The organism is Streptomyces sp. SID8352 (genome assembly GCF_009862265.1).
In the GTDB taxonomy this organism is placed as follows: Bacteria; Actinomycetota; Actinomycetes; order Streptomycetales; family Streptomycetaceae; genus Streptomyces.
The window spans coordinates 1-15,411 of record NZ_WWGX01000062.1 but is presented as its reverse complement, the minus strand read 5'-3'; the positions used below and the strand labels follow the sequence as shown (position 1 = coordinate 15,411).

At 72.3% G+C, this 15,411-nt stretch carries 23 protein-coding genes; 21 read left to right on the top strand and 2 right to left on the bottom strand.

What is annotated here, in order from left to right:
• Nucleotides 1-997: 997 nt before the first annotated feature.
• Nucleotides 998-1,141, top strand: coding sequence for a hypothetical protein (locus GTY84_RS19850; protein ID WP_161227651.1), 144 nt, complete (start codon nucleotides 998-1,000; stop codon nucleotides 1,139-1,141).
• Between the two features lie 143 nt (nucleotides 1,142-1,284).
• Here the strand turns inward: GTY84_RS19850 and GTY84_RS19845 are convergent, their stop codons facing one another.
• The gene (locus tag GTY84_RS19845; protein WP_161227650.1) at nucleotides 1,285-1,446 is read right to left on the bottom strand and encodes a hypothetical protein; all 162 of its coding nucleotides are present in this window, start codon (nucleotides 1,444-1,446) and stop codon (nucleotides 1,285-1,287) included.
• Between the two features lie 90 nt (nucleotides 1,447-1,536).
• Nucleotides 1,537-1,665 carry a hypothetical protein gene (locus tag GTY84_RS34680; RefSeq protein WP_272919235.1) on the bottom strand — a complete coding sequence of 43 codons (129 nt, stop codon included), beginning with the start codon at nucleotides 1,663-1,665 and terminating at the stop codon, nucleotides 1,537-1,539.
• 86 nt (nucleotides 1,666-1,751) lie between these two features.
• Here GTY84_RS34680 and GTY84_RS19840 point away from each other — a divergent pair, with 86 nt between their 5' ends.
• The 20 genes from GTY84_RS19840 to GTY84_RS19745 all read left to right on the top strand — a co-directional run.
• Nucleotides 1,752-2,021, top strand: coding sequence for a helix-turn-helix domain-containing protein (locus GTY84_RS19840; protein ID WP_237532418.1), 270 nt, complete (start codon nucleotides 1,752-1,754; stop codon nucleotides 2,019-2,021).
• A 22-nt stretch (nucleotides 2,022-2,043) separates the two neighbouring features.
• Nucleotides 2,044-2,244 carry a helix-turn-helix domain-containing protein gene (locus GTY84_RS19835; RefSeq protein ID WP_161227648.1) on the top strand — a complete coding sequence of 67 codons (201 nt, stop codon included), beginning with the start codon at nucleotides 2,044-2,046 and terminating at the stop codon, nucleotides 2,242-2,244.
• A 279-nt stretch (nucleotides 2,245-2,523) separates the two neighbouring features.
• The gene (locus tag GTY84_RS34995; protein WP_161227647.1) at nucleotides 2,524-3,006 is read left to right on the top strand and encodes a hypothetical protein; all 483 of its coding nucleotides are present in this window, start codon (nucleotides 2,524-2,526) and stop codon (nucleotides 3,004-3,006) included.
• A gap of 14 nt (nucleotides 3,007-3,020) precedes the next feature.
• A complete protein-coding gene (locus GTY84_RS34990) occupies nucleotides 3,021-3,302 on the top strand; it encodes an HNH endonuclease (protein ID WP_161227646.1) in 282 nt (93 codons plus the stop codon).
• Nucleotides 3,303-3,304: 2 nt separating this feature from the next.
• Nucleotides 3,305-3,490: a hypothetical protein gene (locus GTY84_RS19820; protein WP_161227645.1), complete on the top strand. Its 186-nt coding sequence runs from the start codon at nucleotides 3,305-3,307 to the stop codon at nucleotides 3,488-3,490.
• A 6-nt stretch (nucleotides 3,491-3,496) separates the two neighbouring features.
• Nucleotides 3,497-3,934, top strand: coding sequence for an AAA family ATPase (locus GTY84_RS19815; protein ID WP_161227644.1), 438 nt, complete (start codon nucleotides 3,497-3,499; stop codon nucleotides 3,932-3,934).
• Between the two features lie 200 nt (nucleotides 3,935-4,134).
• A complete protein-coding gene (locus GTY84_RS19810) occupies nucleotides 4,135-4,416 on the top strand; it encodes a hypothetical protein (RefSeq protein WP_202551441.1) in 282 nt (93 codons plus the stop codon).
• Nucleotides 4,349-5,899: a terminase gene (locus GTY84_RS19805; RefSeq protein ID WP_237532416.1), complete on the top strand. Its 1,551-nt coding sequence runs from the start codon at nucleotides 4,349-4,351 to the stop codon at nucleotides 5,897-5,899. The genes GTY84_RS19810 and GTY84_RS19805 overlap by 68 nt, the downstream gene beginning before the upstream one ends.
• 11 nt (nucleotides 5,900-5,910) lie before the next feature.
• The gene (locus tag GTY84_RS19800; protein ID WP_161227643.1) at nucleotides 5,911-7,212 is read left to right on the top strand and encodes a phage portal protein; all 1,302 of its coding nucleotides are present in this window, start codon (nucleotides 5,911-5,913) and stop codon (nucleotides 7,210-7,212) included.
• Nucleotides 7,209-7,880, top strand: a complete 672-nt coding sequence (locus GTY84_RS19795) for an HK97 family phage prohead protease (protein ID WP_161227642.1) — start codon at nucleotides 7,209-7,211, stop codon at nucleotides 7,878-7,880. Before GTY84_RS19800 ends, GTY84_RS19795 begins: the two co-directional genes overlap by 4 nt.
• An 86-nt stretch (nucleotides 7,881-7,966) precedes the next feature.
• Nucleotides 7,967-9,181 carry a phage major capsid protein gene (locus tag GTY84_RS19790; RefSeq protein ID WP_161227641.1) on the top strand — a complete coding sequence of 405 codons (1,215 nt, stop codon included), beginning with the start codon at nucleotides 7,967-7,969 and terminating at the stop codon, nucleotides 9,179-9,181.
• Nucleotides 9,182-9,239: 58 nt separating this feature from the next.
• On the top strand, nucleotides 9,240-9,488 hold the full coding sequence (locus tag GTY84_RS19785; protein ID WP_161227640.1) for a hypothetical protein: 249 nt from the start codon (nucleotides 9,240-9,242) through the stop codon (nucleotides 9,486-9,488).
• Nucleotides 9,489-9,503: 15 nt separating this feature from the next.
• Entirely contained in the window at nucleotides 9,504-10,055 is a 552-nt protein-coding gene (locus tag GTY84_RS19780; protein WP_161227639.1) for a head-tail connector protein, read from the top strand.
• Nucleotides 10,055-10,510: a hypothetical protein gene (locus tag GTY84_RS19775; protein ID WP_161227638.1), complete on the top strand. Its 456-nt coding sequence runs from the start codon at nucleotides 10,055-10,057 to the stop codon at nucleotides 10,508-10,510. The genes GTY84_RS19780 and GTY84_RS19775 overlap by 1 nt, the downstream gene beginning before the upstream one ends.
• 10 nt (nucleotides 10,511-10,520) lie before the next feature.
• On the top strand, nucleotides 10,521-10,727 hold the full coding sequence (locus GTY84_RS19770; RefSeq protein ID WP_161227637.1) for a hypothetical protein: 207 nt from the start codon (nucleotides 10,521-10,523) through the stop codon (nucleotides 10,725-10,727).
• Nucleotides 10,724-10,915, top strand: a complete 192-nt coding sequence (locus tag GTY84_RS19765) for a hypothetical protein (RefSeq protein ID WP_161227636.1) — start codon at nucleotides 10,724-10,726, stop codon at nucleotides 10,913-10,915. The genes GTY84_RS19770 and GTY84_RS19765 overlap by 4 nt, the downstream gene beginning before the upstream one ends.
• 2 nt (nucleotides 10,916-10,917) lie before the next feature.
• Nucleotides 10,918-11,415 carry a hypothetical protein gene (locus GTY84_RS19760; RefSeq protein WP_161227635.1) on the top strand — a complete coding sequence of 166 codons (498 nt, stop codon included), beginning with the start codon at nucleotides 10,918-10,920 and terminating at the stop codon, nucleotides 11,413-11,415.
• Nucleotides 11,416-11,418: 3 nt separating this feature from the next.
• Entirely contained in the window at nucleotides 11,419-11,931 is a 513-nt protein-coding gene (locus GTY84_RS19755) for a hypothetical protein (protein WP_161227634.1), read from the top strand.
• A 12-nt stretch (nucleotides 11,932-11,943) separates the two neighbouring features.
• The gene (locus GTY84_RS19750) at nucleotides 11,944-12,390 is read left to right on the top strand and encodes a hypothetical protein (protein WP_161227633.1); all 447 of its coding nucleotides are present in this window, start codon (nucleotides 11,944-11,946) and stop codon (nucleotides 12,388-12,390) included.
• 137 nt (nucleotides 12,391-12,527) lie between these two features.
• Nucleotides 12,528-15,411: hypothetical protein (locus GTY84_RS19745; RefSeq protein WP_161227632.1), on the top strand; the 2,884-nt coding region annotated here is incomplete at its 3' end.

Sequence of the window (15,411 nt, the reverse complement as noted above, 5' to 3'; positions counted from 1 at the left end):
CTGTGAGCCGCCTCGCCCGCCCGGCCGCCCGGCTCACCACCGGCCACCGGCTCACCGCCCGCCGCACCGGCGCCGCCCTCGCCCGCTGGACCCGCCGCGCCCGCCGCGACGACCTCACCGGCTGGCGCGCGGTCCTCGGCTGCTGGGCCCGCCTCGCCCTCCTCGCCCTCGGCCTCTACCTCGGCTGGCGCCTCATCCGCGCCCTGCCCGCCCTCCTCTGGCCCCTCACCNCCGNNTGGCTGACCNTCGCCTGGATCNCAGGCCGACCGGCCCCCGAAGAGGCCGGGGAGACCCCCACCGANCCCCTGCCCGAGGAGCCCTCAACCGAGGCCTCGGGGGAGGCCCTGCGCACCCTCCTCCTCGACCTGATGGGAGAGGGCTCCGGGGTGCACCTCCGCACGGTCCTCGCCTACCTCCAGGAGCACGGCCAGTGGGAGGGCCGCACGGTCAGCGACCTGCGCGCCCACCTGGCCGCCCTCAGGGTGCCCGTCTCCCGGTCCGTGAAGGTGGCCGGTGTGCCCACCTGGGGGGTCCGCCGACGCGACCTCACCGCCACTCCCCCCGAGGGCACCCCGGCCCCGTCTCCCGCAGCGTCTACCGCCGCCTGACCTGCACGTCTACCACACCATCTACCGCCCGTCTACCAGCCCATCTACCTACGGAAAGAGGGGACCTGTGCCCACCTACGGCTACCTGATCCACCGCACCGACGACGGCACCGACGACGACCGCCGNNCCATGAGCCGCGGCACACGGCTGACNGACCAGCCGACCGCCGCGCTCGCCGCCGAGCTGCTCGCCGAGAACCGGAGCGGCCACCGCTACTACACCGGCCCGCGCCGCTGCTGGGTCTGGGAGTACACCGGCGGCGCGCTGCCCCGTACCGCTCCCGCCGGCGCCGAGTCCTACGACGCCTGACATGCCCCGGGGCGGCCGCTCGCTGCCAGGCATCCCGGCCGCCCCGGTCCCATCCCGATCACGAGACGGAGAGCCCATCATGCTCGGATTCAAGAAGCCGATCCAGCCCGACGACCCGCGCTTGGCGGGCCACGAGACGGACTACCAGACGAGCCGGGGCGGCTGGCTCAAGCCGGAGAAGAAGCCCGTCCCCGGCACGCCGAAGACGCCCCGCACGAACTGACCGCCTGCCACACTGGCCCGGGCCCCGCCGCGTCCCCCGTCGCGGCGGGGCCGCTCCACGTGGGCCGGCCCGCCCCACGCGCCCCGGGAATTGCGTCGGCGCCCGCCCCGCTGGATGCGGGACGGGCGCCGGGCGCGTGGTGTTCAGCGGCGGTTGAGGCGGACGCGGTAGATCCTGACGGCAGCGATGATCGCCGCGCAGATGCCCCAGAAGATCCAGGCGCCGGTGGGGGTGTCGACCGCAGCCAGGGTGATCCCTGCTGCGGTGATCGCGATGATGTCGCCGTACCGGATGAGCGGGTGCACGTGGCTCCTTCGTGGCTGGCCGGGTGGGTGGTCTGTCTGGGATGATGGGGACCCCGGAGGGGGCGACCACTTTTCGCCCCCTCCGGTTTCTCAGCGGCGGCGGTGGCGCCCCCGGCGCTTCACCGCTTCCCTTGCGTACCACCCGCAGATGCAGGTGGCGATCGCGCCGATCGCGGAGATGATCAGCGAGGCAAGGACTGCCGCTCGGTCCCAGTTCATTCTTTCCTCCTTTCTCCCCCGTGCTTGTGACTCCACTGTACATCCCAGGATGTACAGGCGTCAACCCCGGGATGTACAGTGGCGTCATGGACACCATTCAGAACGCCTTCGACCAGATCAGCGCCACCGCCGCCGACCCCGACCCCGCCACCCGGGCCAAGCAAGCCGCCGCGATCCTCGACCGCATCCCCGACCTCCAGAAGAGCCTCCGCGAGATCCGCCGAGCCGCCGTCCTCGAACTACGCGCCGCCGGGGCCAGCCACGCCGACGTCGCCGCCGCCCTCGGAGTCACCCGCTCCCGCGCCCAGCAGATCGCGGAAGGCCAGGCAGGCGGCACCAAGAAGAAGGCCACCTGAGCGCTGACGCATCATGGACCCCATGGACCCCCTGTACGCCCCGCCCGGCCACCTCACCACCCGCCAGACCGCCCAGCTCCTCGGCATCGCCCCCGACAGCGTCCGCCAGCTCGTCCGCCGCCACCACCTCACCCGCTCCGGCGGCACCCAGCGCCACCCCTGGTTCGCCGCACGGGACGTCGCCGCCCTCTACGCCACCCGCCGCGCACAAGCCGCCGCTTGACCGCAGGTCAGAGACCTGTCACGATCGCGGTGAACACCTGTGCCCGCAGACGGCACCACGAGACTCACGACGAAGCCCCGGAAGGCCACCAGGCCCCGGGGCTTCCTCGTGCCTACACGTCCGCGCAGGGCGCCCGATCGCTCACAACGTGCGGGTCGCTGCTGGCGCTGCACCCTGCGCGGACCCACCACGTCACAGGACGGACACACCGCCACCACACCGCCCCCACATGCCCGAGGATGACCCCCACGCCAGCATCCCAACACCCCTGGGGGAACCGTGCTCTTCAACAGAGATCCCGAGAAAGCCGCCGCACGCGCCGCAGCCCGCGAGGAACGACGCGCACAACGACGCGCCGCCGCCGACCAGCGCGCCCAGGAACGCCTCGACCTCAAGCTCTGGCGCGACGACCACCCCGCCGAGACCACCCTCAACCAAGCCGCGCGCATCGGCGCCTGGCCCTCGTCCAAGAAGGGCCAGACCAGCGCAGGCCCGGTCCGAGGAGGCCAAGCCGAGTTCGTCAACGCCGGTGCCCACAAAGCGTGGACCGCGACCCGGCTCCTGGCCGGCGCCGCAACCCTCGGCACCTCGGCGGTCGTGACCGGACGGAAGAACAAGGGCGCAGCGATGATCAACGTCACCTTCGGGAACGGAGCAGCCCAGACCTACAAGGTCACGCCCGAGTCGGCCACGCTGCGCGCTGCGAACCAGTACGTCAACGCGTTCAACGCCCTCGCCGCCCAGCTGGACGGCGAGCAGTAGGACAGGAGGCGCCCGTGACCGGCAATCCCCGCAACGGGCGCCCCTACCGCCGCCTCGTCGACTGGCTCCGCGCCCAGCGCCTGCCCTGCTGGCTCTGCGGCCGGGAGATCGGCTACGACCTCGACGCCCGGCACCCGCTCAGCTTCACCCTCGACCACGAACAGCCCCTCTCCCGGGGCGGCCAGCTCCTCGACAAGGCCAACGCCCGGCCCGCGCACCGCCGATGCAACAGCGCACGCGGCAACCACACCGCGCCACCCCGGCCCGGACCACGACAACCCCAGCTCAGGTGGTGACCATGGACCCGCGAGACGCTCAGACCCTCCAGGCCGCGATCAGCGAGCTGCCCCGAGAGTGCCGATACCACGGAAACGCCACCGCGCCCCCTTCCGGCCTGATCCGGCGCGAGGCGTGCTGCGACACGGGGATCGCTGCCCACCGACGCAAGGCGGCCGAAGAGGTACTGGCCCGGCTCGGGAGGTGACGCCCCGTGCTGTACGTCGTGACCGGGCCGCCGGCCGCGGGCAAGACGAGCTGGATCGAGAGCAGAGCCAAGCCGAGCGACATCGTCATCGACCTCGACCGCATCACCCGCGCGCTCTCCGGACCCGGCGCCCCCAACTGGAACCAGAACCCCACCCTGCTCCGCGTCGCCCACAAGGCCCGCTACGCGGCCATGCACGAAGCGTTCGAGCACCGCACCCGCACCGACGTCTACCTGATCCACACCATGCCCTCCGCGAAGTGGCTCGCCCGCTACCGGCGCATGGACGCCCAGGTCATCGCCGTCGATCCCGGACGCAGCATCGTCATGGCCCGGATCGACGCCATGCGGGACCCCGAGATGCGGCGGGTCGCCACCCGCTGGTACCGGTCACGGACCGCGACCGCCCCCGGGCGGAGCGCCGGGACCGCGCTGGAGTGGTGACCGGGCCCCCTCCCCCCTGCCTGTCTTTTGAGGGCGGGACCGGGCGACCCAAAAGCCCTTGTCGCCCGTTTTTTTGCGCGGGCTATTCACCTCGAACTCAGTTCGACTGAATTAGTGGCTAATCACCATGAACCGAGTTCGGTCGAATTAGCGGCAGTCACGCACAGCTACATAACCGAGAGTGACGACCGGGGGTGATCATGGGCGCCGTCGAGGACAAGATCACAGAAGAGATCGCCCAACTCCGTTCGGACGAAATAGCGCCTGGCCTGGCGCAAGTCGCGCTCCGGCTGGCGCGGTCGATGGACGATCCCGGCGGGCAGACCGCCCTTGCCAACGCCGCGACGGCGCTACGGGCCGTGATGGTGGAGCTGCGGAAGCTGGCGCCCGTGGGCGAGGAGGGGGACGGCGTCGATGACATCGCTCGTGAGCGGGCGGAGCGCCGGGCTCGGCTCCGTGCCGTCCCGGCCGCCGGTGAGTGACGACGGGCGGGTCTACGGCTGGCAGATGCCGCCGATCGAGACCGTTCCTCCGGCGGTGTCCAGCGCTGGCCAGGAGGCCATCGAGCTGGCCTCGCGGGCCGGTCTCCACCTGGACCCGTGGCAGCAGCACGTGCTGCGCCGCGGGATGGGGGAGCGGGCGGACGGGTCGTGGGCCGCGTTCGAGTGCTGCGTCAACGTGCCGAGGCAGAACGGCAAGGGCGGGATCATCGAAGCCCGCCAGCTATGGGGGCTGTACATCGGCGGTGAGCAGCTCATCCTCCACTCGGCGCACGAGTTCAAGACGGCGAAGGCCGCGTTCAAGCGGATCGAGCGCCTGATACGCGGGTGCCCTGACCTGCACAAACGTGTGAAGGCGTACAGGTACACGGTCGGTGAGGAGTCGATCGAGCTGCACTCGGGGCAGACGCTGCGGTTCATCGCCCGGTCGAAGGGCAGCGGGCGGGGCTTCACCGGCGACTGCAACATCCTCGACGAGGACATGATCCTTGGTGACGACGCGATGGACGCGCTGCTGCCGACCATGGCGGCCGTGGACAACCCGCAGATCTGGTACCTCGGTTCGGCGGGGATCGGGGCGCCCTCGGTGCAGCTCGGCAGGCTGCGGCGCCGCGCCCTGGCGGCCCTGGAGTCCGGCACCCCGGACCCGTCGCTGGCGTACTTCGAGTGGTCGTGTGACCTGCACGTGGACGAGTGTCCGAGGGACTGCGACAAGCACGACGACGCGGGGTCCGACGAGGCGGTACTCAAGGCCAACCCGGCGATCGGCTACCGGCTGACGCTGGAGAAGACCGCCAACGAACGGTCGACGCTGAGCGCCGCGGGCTATGCGCGCGAGCGGCTGGGGGCCGGTGAGTACCCGGCGGACGAGGCGGAGACGTGGCAGGTCATCGCGGAGGAGGCGTGGCGGGCCCTGGCCGTGGGGGACGTCCAGGCGGTCGCCGGGGCCCGGCGGGCGGGCCCGGTGGTGCTGTCCGTCGACATGACGCCGGAGCGGTCGCACGCGGCGGTCAGCGCGGCGTTCCCGTACCTGGGCGGGGTGCACGTCACCGTCGTGGACCACCGGCCCGGGACCGGGTGGATCGTGGAGCGGGCCAAGGAGCTGCACAGGAAGTACTCCCCGCGGTGCTGGGTCGTCGACCCGGCCAGCCCGGCGGCCTCGCTCATCCCGGAGCTGGAGGAGGCCCTGGGCATCGAGGTCGTCAAGCCGAAGGCCCGGGACATGGCGGCGGCCTGCGGCCAGTTCTACGACGCGGTCGCCACGCAGGCCGTGACGCACTTCGACGATGCGCCGCTGGCGTCGGCGCTGGCGGGCGCGCAGAAGCGTCCGCTGGGGGATGCGTGGGCGTGGGCCCGGCGGATCCCGTCGGTGGACATCAGCCCGCTGGTGGCCGGGACGCTCGCCAGGTGGGGGCTGGGGGCGGGCGTGGAGAAGCCGAAGGACATCCTGGAGAGCGTGTGGTGAAGGGGGCAGTCATGAGGTGGTGGCCCTTTCGCCGGACGGCGCTGAAGCGGGCGATCTCCTATCAGGACGTGTGGGGCGCGGGGGCGGACCCGGCGGCCCTGCGGGGGACGGGCCAGGAGCGGGCGCTGCGGCTGTCGCCGGTGTACGCGGCGACGCGGCTGCTGGCGGACGCGGTGGCGTCGCTGCCGGTGAAGATGTACCAGCAGGCCAGGGACGGGCGTCTGCCGATGCCGCTGCCCGTGCTGCTGCGGACGCCTGCGGCGGCGGGCTCGCGCTACGACTGGCTGCACCGCTGCATGACCTCGCTGACCTTGCGGGGCAACGCGTATGGGCTGGTGGTGGGCTGGGGGCCGGACGGGTGGCCCAGCCAGGTGGAGTGGCTGCACCCGGACGACGTCCACGTCGAGGACAACTTCGCGCCGGTGCCGGTCTGGTACTACAAGGGCCGGCGGCTGGAGGAGGGACAGCTGTTCCACATCCCGGCCTACACGCTGCCCGGGCAGACCCTGGGGCTGTCCCCGATCGGGCACTTCGCGGTGACGACGGAGACGGGGCTGCTGGCGAACCAGTTCGGGCGGGACTGGTTCGCGAACGGCTCGACGCCCAGTGCTGTCCTGGAGACGGACTTGGAGGTCGGCCAGGACGCGGCGAACATTCTCAAGACCCGGTTCAAGGAGGCGGCCCAGGGCCGGGACGTGGTCGCGCTGGGCAACGGGGTGAAGTACCGGCCGATCAGCGTGCCCGCCGAGGAGTCCCAGTTCCTGGAGACGATCAGGGCGACCGCCAACCAGATCGCCGCGATCTACGGGGTGCCGCCGGAGAAGGTGGGCGGGGAGACGGGCGGCAGCCTCACCTACGCCACGGTCGAGCAGAACAGCATCGACCTGCTGACGTGGACGGTGAGGCCGTGGCTGACCCGTCTGGAGCAGGCGCTGTCGCGGCTGCGGCCGCCGGAGCAGGAGGTCCGGTTCAACCCGGACGCGATGCTCCGCACCGACCTGCTGTCCCGGATGCAGGCCCACGGGATGTCCCTGGACCAGGGGTGGCGCAACCGTGACCAGGTGCGGGCCCTGGAGGACGAGGCGCCGCTGCCGAACGGGCTGGGGCAGACCTACCTGCCGCTGTCGTCGGCGATGTCGGTCAGCCTCGACCCGGACCAGGCCACGGCCCGCAACATCGTGGAGATGGTGCAGAAGCTCGGCTCCGGCGTCGGCGTGATGCTGACGGCGGACGAGGCGAGGGACATCCTCAACCAGGCCGGTGCCAGGCTCACCGGCTCCTACAGGCCGCCCGCGGCGACGGAGGGACCATGACAGAGCAGGAACGTCGGTTCACGCGCGGCCTCGTGGAGGTCCGGGCGGCCGGCGACAGCAGGACGATCGGCGGCTACGCCGCGAAGTTCAACAGCCTCTCGCGGAACCTGGGCGGGTTCGTCGAGCGGATCGACCCCGGCTTCTTCGCGAAGAGCGAGGGGGACGGCTGGCCGCGGGCCATGGCCCGCTACAACCACGACAGCAACATGCTGCTCGGCACCACCCGGGCGGGCACGCTGCGGCTGCAGACCGACGGCACCGGCCTGGACTACAGCGTCGACGTGCCGGCCGCCCGGGCGGACGTGTACGAGCTGGTGCAGCGCGGCGACGTGTCCGAGTCCAGCTTCGCGTTCTTCACGTTCGAGGACGACTGGGCGATGACCGACGACGGGTTCCCGGTGCGGACGCTGCTGTCCGGGCAGCTCGTCGACGTCGCGCCCGTCAACGATCCGGCCTACCTGGACACGTCGACGGGCCTGCGGTCCCTCGCCCAGCGGGCGGGCGCGGACCTCGCGGAGGTCCGGGCGGCGGCCGACGCCGGTGAGCTGAAGAGGTTCCTCGGGGCCCCGGCCCCCACGGTCATCCCGGGCAGCGGGCAGGGCGACACCCACCCGCTTCTCGCGGTACGGCAGCGGCGGGCCGAGCTGATGAACCGCCGCACCTTCTGAGGCAGGGCGACACCCACCTCACCCATCCACCACCAGGCACCCGCGGCCACCGGCCGGGGGTGTCGTCGTCATGCCCAGGAGGGCTCATGTCCAGCCACATCAAGGCGCTCCAGGAGCGCCGCGCGACCATCTGGGAGCAGGCCAAGGCGCTGCTCGACGCCGCCGAGAAGGAGAAGCGGGACCTGTCGGCGGAGGAGGAGACGCAGTACCAGGCGCTGAACGCCGACCTCGACAGGATCGACGCGCGGGCCACGCAGCTCGCCGAGGCGGAGCAGCGGAACAAGGACGCCGAGGAGGCGTTCGCGAAGCTCCTCGCCCGGCCCGCCGACCAGCGGCAGGCCCCGCAGGACAAGGACTCCGAGCTGCGCCGGTGGGCGCGGGGCGAGGTGCGCGGCATCGACATCCCGGTGCCCGCCGGGGTGGCCTTCCGGGATCTGCTCAAGGGCACCGCGACCGCGGGCGGCCACACCGTGCCGGTCACGTTCTACGGCCAGCTCGTCCAGCACCTCATCGAGGTGTCGGGCGTGATGATGGCGGGCCCCACCGTCCTGAACACGGCGTCGGGCGAGAGCATCGACATCCCGGTGACGACCGCGTACTCCAGCGCGGCCCTGACCGCCGAGGCCGCCACCCTGACCGAGTCGGACCCGGCGTTCGCCAAGCGGACCCTGGGCGCCTACAAGTACGGCGTCCTGCTCCAGGCGTCCACCGAGCTGCTCACCGACTCCGGTGTGGACCTGGAGGGCTTCCTGTCCATGCAGGCCGGGCGGGCGCTCGGCAACGCTTTCGGCGCCCACGCGGTCACCGGCGACGGGTCCTCGAAGCCGACCGGCGTGATCACCTCCGCGACGACCGGGAAGACCGGCGGCACCGGGGGCGGCGCGTTCACCGCGGACGACCTGATCGATCTGTACTACTCGGTCATCGCCCCGTACCGGAACAGCGGCTCGTGCGCCTGGCTGATGCGGGACGCCACGCTCGGCGCGGCCCGGAAGCTGAAGGACGACCAGGGCCAGTACCTCTGGCAGCCGTCGATCCAGGTCGGCGTGCCGGACCTGCTGCTGGGCAAGCCGGTGCACACCGACCCCAACGTGGCCGCCGTCGGCACGGGCGCGAAGTCCGTCGCGTTCGGTGACTTCTCCCAGTACTTCGTCCGCATGGCGGGCGGCGTGCGGTTCGAGCGGTCGGACGACTACGCGTTCAACTCCGACCTGGTCACCTACCGGGCGATCATCCGCGCGGACGGGCTCCTGGTGGACCAGACCGGCGCGGTCAAGGTCTTCGCCGGCGCCGCCACCTGATCCCGGGCCGGGGCCGCCCCCGGGGCGCCCCGGCCCGCCCACCACGAAGGGAGTAGCCATGCGCGTGCGCATGAAGGTGAGCCTGTCTGGGACGAGGGACGGCGAGCCGTGGCCGCCGCGGGGCCGCCTGGCCGACCTGCCCGATAGGGAAGCCGCCGACCTGATGGCCGCCGGCCTCGCGGAGCCGCCCGGCGACGACGGAGACCGGCCGGAGACGGCGACGGCGCCCGAAGCGGAGACGGCGACGGCGCCCGAAGCGGAGACGGCGACCGCCGGCCGCCGCAAGGCCCCCGCCCGCGGCAAGTAGAGCAGGGGGCCGGGCATGGCGCTGCTGACACTGCACGAGGCCAAGGCACAGCTGAACCTCACCGACAACGAGGACGACGAGGAGCTGACCGCCTACATCGAGGCGATCGGCCCGGTCATCGAACGGTTCATCGGCCCGGTCGAGCCGCGGCAGGTGACGGAGACCCACGAGGCCCCCGGAGTCCGCATCCTGTTCCTTCGCACACCCCCCGCCCTGGAGCTGACGGCGCTGGAGCCGCTCGTGACCGGCGGCACCGGCTACGACGTGGCCGCCCTCGTCCTCGACGGCGCCACCGGCGCGGTCCGCCGCGCGGACGGCGGCCGGTTCCTCGGCCCGCTCCGCGTCACCTACCAGGCCGGACGGCCGGACATCCCGGCCACGGTCAACCTGGCGGCCCGCATGCTGGTCCAGCACCTCTGGCGGACCCAGAACGCGGGCCGGGGCCCGGTCCTGGCCGGCGGGGACGACTACTCCGTCAGCGAGCCCGTCCCCGGCTTCGGCTACGCAGTGCCCAACCGGGTGCTGCAGCTGCTGGGCCCCTACCGGCTCGCCCCGGGGGTGGCGTGATGGCCTCCCGTGTACCCGAGGTGATCGCCCGCCTGGTGGCGCTGGGCAAGGCGGACCCGCTCCTGGCCGGGGTGTACGTGTCCGACGGGCCGGAGGTGACGGCGACTTCGAGGCCGGACTGGCTGATCATCGGTTTCGACGGTGATCCGAACGGCGACTTCGAGGCCGCCCAGTCCGTCGTCGAGTGGACGGACCTGGGCGGCACCGGCCGCGAGGAGGAGTTCCAGGTCACCTGCGCGGCCGCGACCAAGCGGGGCGACACGAACGCCCCGGCCGCCCGCCTCCGGGTCGAGGAGATCGGCGCCCGCCCCGAGGTGTGGCTCCGCGACGACCCGACGCTCGGCCTGCCCTCGCTGACGGCGTGGGTCTCCGGGACCCGGCTGGTGCAGGACCAGACAGACAACGGCGTGCAGACGGTCCTTCTGATGACCGTGTCCGGCCGCGCCTTCACCTAGGAGGAGAGCCATGCAGACGTCCATCCCGTTCGAGGAGGTTGCCCTGTTCGTCGAGAGGCTCGGCGCCGACCTCATGAACGTGGCCTCCGTGGAGATCACGCCCACCCGCGTGACCGTGACCGAACTCCGGCGCGACGAGAACGGCCGACGGTTCTCCGTCGGCACGAGGGCGGCGGCGGTCGTCACCGACATCCGGATAGAGAGGGGCACGTCGTGAGCGTGCGGATGAAGCACAAGGACCTGGAGCGCGAGATCGAGGTGCCGGCCATCTCGGTCAGGCACTACGAGCGGTCCGGGTGGAAGCGGGCCGAGCCCGAGCCCCCGGCCCCGGACGGAGAGACAGCAGCGGCCCCGGCCGCGGAGACGCCGACGGCACCACGCCGCCGACGAGAGGGAGGGGACTGACCATGGCAACTCCGATCCAGCCAGCGACGAGGTACTACCGGCGCGGCACCTCGCGGGTGCTCTGGGTGCCGACGATCGTGAACAAGCAGAGCCCGACGAGGGCGGAGCTGGACGCGGGCACGGCGCTGGAGGGGGAGACCGGGGCGATGCAGGGGTGGCAGACCACCTCGGGCACCGTGCCCACCCCGGCGCTCGGCTCGCGGTTCACGCCGACGGTGCCGGGTGAGATCACCGCCGCCGACTCCAGCCTCACGTTCTGGGCCAGCAAGGACGGCGACGACGTGCGCACCCTGCTGGTGCGCGAGGCCCGCGGGTTCATCGTGTGGATGGACGAGGGCGACGTCCCCGCCCAGCCGATGGACCTGTTCCCCGTGCAGGTCACCTCGCAGGCGAAGGTCCGCGAACTCGATGGGGCCGCCCAGATCATGTGCCAGTTCGCGATCACCAGCGAGCCCGCCGAGAACATCCTCATCCCCGCGGCCGCGGGCGGGGGCGGCTGAGCCGTGGTCCGCAGTGTGCAGATCCTGGGGACCGGCCAGCTGGTGACCCTGTCCCGGCGGCTGCGCACGGCGGGCGGCCCGCGGCTCCGGCGGAACACGGCCCGGCGGATCCGCCGGGCCGCCGAGCCGCTGCACCGGGACCTGCAGCAGGCGATCCGCACCCAGCCCCTGGCCAGCGAGGGCCGCAAGCCGGGGAAGCGGGGCGGCCGTTCCCCGACGACCCGGCCCTTCCGGGCGATGCTCGCGCGCGGCGTGCGGATCAGCGTCCGCTCGGGCGCCAGCCCGGGGGCCCGGGTCTGGATGGACTGGACCCGGCTGGAGCCGAAGGCCAACGGCGTCCCCCAGCAGATCGACGAAGGCCGCCTGAGACACCCCGTGTTCGACAACCGGAAGCGATGGGCGACGCAGTGGGCCCGCCCGGCGGGCTGGTGGACCCGGACGGTACGGGACGGGACCCCGCGGATGCGGGCCGAGATCGAGCGGGTCCTGGACGACGTGCGCCGGGACCTGGAGTGAGAGAGGACCCTCGTGATCATCACCTATGTGCAGGACGACGGCACCAAGCTGGAGCTGTCGACGGAGGACCTGTCGGCGCTGGAGGCCGCCGCCATCGAGGAGGCCATGGGGGACACCCCGTGGCGCCTGGTCGAGGACCGGCTGCGTGTCCAGGACCCGACCGCGATGCGGGCGGTGCTCTGGGCCCACCGCCGCCGTGACGACAAGACCCTGGCCTTCCACACCTTCGATGTGCCCGGGTGGCGGCGGCGGCTGACCGCGCGGATCGAGCGGGCCGAGATCGACGAGGTCCTGACGAACATCCTCACCGAGGCCCTGGCGAAGTCGGAGGACTCCGCGATCGACGCGACGCTGCCGCACCTGCGGCGCCTGGCCTACAACCGGGCCGACGTGGACGCGGCGCTCGTCGCCCTGGGAAAAGGCCACCTGGTGCCCGACCCGACGGCATCCGGGGACTGATCACCGAGTACCGGTGGCTGCTGGCGCACTACCTGCACATCCGCCCGTGGGAGATCCGGTTCCTGTCTCCCGATGAGCTGGCGTCAGCGGTCGCCTGGATCAACCAGCACATCAGCCAGTAGAAGGAGGGGGGACCGGTGTCGCGCCTCACCTTCACCCTGACAGGCCGTGACGAACTGTCCCGGGTCCTGAACGGCACGGCCGACAGCGCGGACCGGCTGCGGCTGCGGCTGTCCGGCATCACGGCGGACTCGGAGGGCCGCCTGCGGGACCTGCGGGGCCGGTACCTGTCCGTCACCGACGCCCAGAACCGGCTCGCCGACTCCTCGCACGGAACCCGGGACGCGCTCGGCCAGCTCCGCGAGGAATCGGGGAAGCTGGGCGAGGCCCTGCGCTCCAGCCTCATCACCCTGACCCCGGCCGCTATCCCCCTTGTGGCCGGGCTCGCCGGGTCAGCCGCCGTCCTGGCCGGGCAGCTCGGCGCGGTGACCCTGGCGGCCGGCGCCTACGCCCTCGCCCTCGGCCCGCAGATCGGCGCGATCGCGGAGGCGACCGAGGCGGAGAAGACGTGGCAGGCCGCGGTCGAGGAGTCCGGCGCCACCTCCCAGGCCGCCGCCCAGGCACAGGACCAGTACCAGAAGAAGCTGGCCTCCCTGCCGCCCGCGACCCGGGACGCCGCGGTCGCCGTCGGCCTGCTCAAGGACGCCTACGCCGACTGGTCCGACGAGCTGTCCACCGACGTGATGGCCCCGGTCACCAAGAGCCTGGCCGTCGCCAACACCCTGCTGCCCAAGACAACCGGCCTGGTCAAGGGCGCATCCGCCCAGTTCGACCGGCTGATCACCCTGGCCGCCGGCGGCATCCAGACACCCGGCTTCGACCGGATGAACGACCGGTTCACCACGTTCACCGAGCGGACACTGCGCAACGGCGTGGACCGGCTGACCGTCTTCCTCGCCAAGGCGGCCGCCGGGGAGCTGGACCACAGCGGCCTGGCCCGGTGGATGGACTACGCCCGCGAGCAGGGGCCCGCCGCCTGGCACACCCTGGAGCAGATCGGGGACGCCCTCCTCAACGTGCTGGAGGCCGGCGCCGACGTCGGTGTCGGCATGCTCGACGTGATCAACGCCCTGTCGGGGATCGCGGCCGCGGTCCCGCCCGAGGCCATCACCACGGTCGTGCAACTCGCCATCGCGATCAAGGCGGTGAAGCTGGCCGCAGCGGGGACCACGGCCGCCAAGGCCGCGCTGCTCGCACTCGGCACGCAGGTCATGGCGCTGCGGACCTCCGCGGCCGGGGCGCCCGGCGCGATCGGCGGGGTGACCGCCGCGATCAGCGGACTGTCCCGCGGCGCGAAGCTGGCGATGGCGGGTACCGGTATCGGGCTGCTGCTCATCGGGCTGGACATGCTCTCGTCCAAGAGCGAGAAGCCCCGGGCCGACACCGACAAGCTGTCCACGTCGCTGCTCACCCTGGCCGACTCGGGCAAGGTGTCCGGGGAGGCGCTGCGCGTCTACGGCCAGGACCTCGGCGGTCTGGCCAAGGCCCTGGACACCCTGTACGACCGCTCGGGTTTCGAGTCGTTCCTGCAGGGCTGGGCGGAGTTCCTCGGCACGGACTCCACCGACGTGAAGAACGCCAAGGCCGCCATCGACGACATCGACAAGTCCCTCGCCTCGCTGGTGTCCCAGGGCCGGGCCAAGGAAGCCGCGGCTGCTCTGGACATGGTCATGGCCAAGCTGGAGGCCCAGGGCAAGTCCACGGACGGACTGCGCGGCCGTCTCAACGACTACAAGGAGGCGCTGGCCGGGCAGGCCATGGAACAGCGGCTCGCGGCCGAGGCCATGGGCACCTTCGGCGCCCAGGCGCAGGAGGTGCAGCGCCAGCTCGAAGCGCAGAAGGCCAGCGCCGACGGGCTCAGGCAGAGCATCCAGGCACTCAACGACGTCCACCGCCAGGGCCTGTCGGGGATGATCGGCTTCGAGGCCGCCGTCGACGCGGCGACGAAGGCCGCACGGGACAACGCCGGAGTCCTGCAGGTGCAGGGCGGGGAACTGGTCCTCACCACGGAGAAGCAGCGGGCCGCGGCGACCGCGCTCAACGACCTCGCGGCCAAGACCGACGAAGCCGCCGCGTCGGCGCGGGAGTCCGGCGCGTCCTGGGCCGAGGTGTCCCGCATCCACGAGCGGGGCCGTGACCAGCTCATCCGGTCGGCCACGCAGATGGGCCTCAACCGGGAGCAGGCCAAGGCCCTGGCCGACCAGATCCTCAAGACCCCCGACAAGACCGCCTACCTGAAGGGCGACCTCCACGACCTCAAGGCCAAGCTGGCCGACGCGAAGGAGCGGCTGGCCAAGGCCCCGTCCTCGAAGACCGCGGAGATCAAGGCCGAGATCGAGGACCTGAAGCGGAAGATCCGCGAGGCCCAGGCCAAGATCGACGGCGTGCGGGGCAAGACCGTCGGCATCGGGGTCTACACCACCGAGTACTACAAGAAGGTCCAGTCGGGCAGCAACGTCCCGCCGATGCTGCGGAAGCAGGCGGCCGGCGGGCCGGTCAGCCGCTACGCCGCCGGCGGCGAAGTCGTCCAGCTCATCCCGGACGGCGGCGCCGTCTTCGGGCCGGGCACCTCGACCTCGGACAGCATCCCGGCCTGGCTGTCGGACGGCGAGTACGTCATCCGCGCATCAGCCGTGGACCGCTACGGCCTCGGCCTCTTCGACGCGCTGAACGCCGAGCGGTTCGCCAGCGGCGGCCGGGCCGGTGACTTCCGGTACGCGCCGACCACCTCGGCAGCCGCGCGGATCTCCACCTCCACGGTGTCGTCCTGGTACGACGAGGACGTGCGTCGGCTCAAGGACGCCTGGGCGGAGCTGAACAACGCCCTGCGCGAGCAGGCGAAGAAGTCGACGGCGGCGACGCGACGGGCGGTGGCGGATGCCCAGCGGGCGGTGAACGCCGCGGACAAGGCGCTCGGCCTGCGGGCCGGGAGCAAGGTCTCCGGGTTCAGCCTGACCGGCT